4 protein-coding genes and 1 tRNA gene are annotated in these 4,117 nt (G+C 24.2%); 3 read left to right on the plus strand and 2 right to left on the minus strand.

From position 1 onward, the window contains the following. Positions 1 to 17 precede the first annotated feature (17 nt). Together AC4FRL_RS11585 and AC4FRL_RS11590 are read left to right on the plus strand one after the other, a co-directional pair. Positions 18 to 93, plus strand: a tRNA-Lys gene (locus AC4FRL_RS11585). Positions 94 to 183: 90 nt separating this feature from the next. Next, complete coding sequence (locus tag AC4FRL_RS11590; protein WP_491140404.1) at positions 184 to 1,233, plus strand: ABC transporter substrate-binding protein; 1,050 nt, start codon at positions 184 to 186, stop codon at positions 1,231 to 1,233. A gap of 72 nt (positions 1,234 to 1,305) precedes the next feature. Here AC4FRL_RS11590 and AC4FRL_RS11595 read toward each other — a convergent pair whose 3' ends face one another. Both AC4FRL_RS11595 and AC4FRL_RS11600 read right to left on the minus strand, forming a co-directional pair. Then, positions 1,306 to 1,608 (minus strand): hypothetical protein, encoded by a 303-nt coding sequence (locus tag AC4FRL_RS11595; protein WP_491140405.1) that lies wholly within the window; start codon positions 1,606 to 1,608, stop codon positions 1,306 to 1,308. A gap of 114 nt (positions 1,609 to 1,722) precedes the next feature. Beyond that, on the minus strand, positions 1,723 to 2,478 hold the full coding sequence (locus AC4FRL_RS11600) for a signal peptidase II (RefSeq protein WP_491140406.1): 756 nt from the start codon (positions 2,476 to 2,478) through the stop codon (positions 1,723 to 1,725). 348 nt (positions 2,479 to 2,826) lie between these two features. Here AC4FRL_RS11600 and AC4FRL_RS11605 point away from each other — a divergent pair, with 348 nt between their 5' ends. Next, a complete protein-coding gene (locus AC4FRL_RS11605; RefSeq protein ID WP_491140407.1) occupies positions 2,827 to 3,630 on the plus strand; it encodes a pyruvate, water dikinase regulatory protein in 804 nt (267 codons plus the stop codon). Positions 3,631 to 4,117: the final 487 nt, after the last annotated feature.

Raw genomic sequence — 4,117 nt, forward strand, 5'->3', positions numbered from 1 at the left:
TGGTTGCCAGGTCTTATGATTTGCTAGCTCAGTCGGTAGAGCACGTGACTTTTAATCACGGTGTCCAGGGTTCGATTCCCTGGCAGATCACCAAAACCTCTCTAAGTTTAGAGAGGTTTTTTTCATATATAAAAAAATATTTGAAGAAATTAATTACATAATCTTGATATTTAGGAGGCTAGTATGAGAGGTATAAAGAAGACAATACTATTATTTTTAGTATTAATATTTTCGTTCTCAATAATATCTTGTGGTGGTTCTAATGAGACTGTTTTAGAAAAAACAGTTTTAGTAAACAGTAAATATCCTGAAGAAGTGAATAAATATATAGCAGATGTCTTTAAAGATAAAACTGGAATAACTGTTAATTTTGAAAATACAGAAGAAATAAAAGACAGTACATTTAAAGATTCTAAGGTTGATGTTATTTTAGGTGGAAACAAGGAAATATATAATAAAGCTAGTTCAGAAGGACTTTTAAAGCCTTATAAAACTAGTTGGTATAGTGAAGTAGATGATAACTATAGAGATAAAGATGGATACTGGTATTCTATTTTTAAAAATCCTATTATAGTTTCTTATAATAAAGCAAATTTACCACAAAATTTAATACCTAAATCTATAAGTGATTTAAAAAATGGAATTTATGCTAATAAAATTTTAATGGTGAATTCTAATAATGATTATACTAAATATTTTATTTCAGCTACAGCTTCTTATTTAACCAAAGAAGGTAATAATAATGAAAATTACGGAAGTGATTTTTTACAAGGATTAAAATTAAATGTAGCTAATTTATTTAATAATTATAATGAGCTAGTTAAGGGATTGGATACTAAAGAAACACCTATAGGTATTTTACCTTTAGATGTTTTTAATAAAAATTCGAAAAATAATGCAAATATATTAAAAGTAGATTTTCAAGAAGGATATCCTGTTGTAACAGAATGTGCAGGTATATTAAAAGACTCTCCTAATCCTAATGCTGCTGAGTTATTTATGGAATTTATAGCAGGACCTAAGATGCAATTAGAATTAGCACAAAAATTTAATATAATGCCTACTTTACCTGTAGCTACTAAATATTCTCCAGATTGGATTAAGAATTTTAAAGAATTAAATATAGAAAGTTCTGTAGTTTTAGAAAATGAGAACAAATGGGTTCAATTATTCAATAGCATAGCTAAACCGGAAACTCAGGATAAAAATTTAGAAAATAAAGCAAAAAATTAGATAAGCAAAAAGAGAGATTATGTATATACATAATCTCTCTTTTATATTTAAAAGTGTGAATTGTAAATAAGCTTATTCATATTTAAATTTAATAATAACTTCTTTAATTTCTCCTTTAGAGTTAGTTCTAACTTTAAAGTCTTTTATATCCTTAAATTCATTATTAATTTGAAAATTAAGTTCATTTATTGTAGCCTTAGCTTTTTTTGCTAAGTCGCTATCTTCTATAACCTCAAATCTTTGCTTTTTAGTTGTGATTTCTCTATTTCTATCGTCTAATACAACATAGTACTTATCGCCTTCTTCAAGTACTATATATTCTTTACCAGTTGTAAGACTTGAGCATAATGAATTATCTATACATCTTACTAACATATTTAAGCCCCCTCATAAACATCAATTATATACAATTTTAATATATCATAAAGGGAAACTTTGTCCATTATAAATGATAGATTATTATTAAATTTGTGATATTCTACAAATATATTATTTTTTTATCCTTAATATATTTTTTAATAAATCATCTTTTGCAAAAATAAAGAATTTCTTTATAGAAGATATATCTTCCTTAAAGGTACTAGAAGTATCATCTTTCCAATAATCATTAAAATATATACACAATACAAAAAATAAAATAGCCAAGTTTATATATATATCTTTAAAATCTGCTATAAATAAATTACTTATTCCTATAAAATCTAAGCTACCACCATAAAATATTTTATCAATTAAAGAACATAATGCTCCTGCCATTATAAATACTATACACATATCTGCATTAAAATCTTTATGTCCTTTGTATATATAATATCTATAACATTCAAAAAATATAATAATAGCAATTAAATTTAGTACTATAAGAAATCCGAAACTTAATCCTGTACCAAATCTTACATTAAGCCATGAGCCTTGTGTATTTATTATAGGATTAAAGGTTATGAAATCTCCTAGTATATCGAAAGATTTATTGAAAAACCATTTGTATATAATAAATTTAACTCCTTGGTCTAATAACATTAATATTATAAATATGCTTATTAGAGTTTTTGTTTTTAATCCTTCTTTATATTTATTAATTAGTACATAAATAATATAACCAACTATACCAAAGGGGATTATTAGAAGTAACATCATAAAAGATTCTGAATTTTTATTAATTCTTCCTGTGAAAAATTCAAATAAGAAATAAAGTATCCACATTACAGGAAGAATACTTATAGTTACCCACTTTTTTTTATTCATCCTTACCTCCTTAATAAATAAAAATAAAATTAAATTTTAAATCTCTATTTTAAAATTTAATTTTAAATAAATTTATTTAATTTCAATAAACTAAATCAATTTTAACATAGTTAATTATTGTAATTAAAGAGGATATAAGCAATTTTAAAAGAATATATAAATTATCAAGGAAATAATTTGCTATGACCTTTTATAAATATATTTATAAAGGGTAAAATAAATAAACTATAGAGTTTAGAATAATCATTAAAGAATAATAAAATAAAAAGCTAAGGGGAAGAGAAAGTAGATTACTTAAAAATTAAAAATATTATTTTTAATTTTTGATAAAAGAGAGGAGATATTTTTATGTTAACAATTTTTGCAGTATCAGATTCTATAGGTGAAACAGCACAGCAGGTTTCAATGGCAGCTGCTAGTCAATTTAAAGATGAAGTAGAAGTTAAAAGAATACCTTATGTAAAAAGTTTTGAGGATGTTGAAGAGTTTATAAAGAACCTTGACTCTTATGAAAATTGTATGATAGTTTCAACAATTATTACCGTAAATGTTAGAGAGTATTTAACACAAAAGTGTATTGAAAAAAATATAAACATAATAAATGTTCTTGGTCCAATAATAAATGTTGCATCGACAATATTAAATAAGTATCCAGATTATAATCCAGGTGCTATGTGGAACACAGATGAAGCGTATTTTAAAAGGATAGAGGCAATGGAGTTTGCTATGCAGTATGATGATAGTAAAGATTATAGAGGATTAAAAAATGCAGATGTAGTATTAGTTGGTTTGTCTAGAACATCAAAAACTCCACTTTGTATGTATTTAGCTAATAAAGGGATTAAAGCTATAAATATTCCTTTAGTGCCTGAGGTAGGAGTTCCTGATGAGTTATATGAAATAGATAAGAAAAAAATATTTGGGCTTACTATAGACCCATTACAACTTATAGAAATAAGAAAAAGAAGATTAGATAAATTTCATAGAATATCAGCAGATATAGAATATGCCTCTGATTCAAGAATTTTAGAAGAATTTGAATTTGCTGATAGAGTTTTAAAGAAATTAGGATGTAGAACAATAGATGTAACTCAAAGAGCCATAGAGGATACAGCTTTAATAATAATGGAAAAGCTAGGAGTAAAAAAATAATATAAATAATTTTCTTTTGTTAATATATATAAGTTTTATTTATAGAGAAAAAGTCGTTAATTTTAGCGACTTTTTTATATTTATTTAAATTTACATAATTATTTTTAATTTAAAATATAAGGGCTTTAGCAAATAGAAAAAAGAATTAATTGGAAATAAATTTAATAAAATATATAGTTTTGGAAATTAATCTTTAATATACTAATCCTGGTGTATCAATATAAGAAAAATAAAGAAAAATAAAGAATTAAAAAGAAAATAATTAATTTTTTGATTAAAATAGAAAATTATATTATTAAAAATAACAAATATCATGGTAAGATAAATCTCGTCGCTAAGAGATGCGGAAACAACTTAACAAAATAAATTAAAAGTTTTGAAAAAAGTTGTTGACAAAGTTTCAAAGTGATGTTAAACTAAGAAAGTCGCTTGAGGGCGACGAAGAAATGGTCTTTGAAAATTAAACAGAAGATATTAACATAAACCA

It is taken from the genome of Clostridium sp. TJA032 (assembly GCF_058310275.1).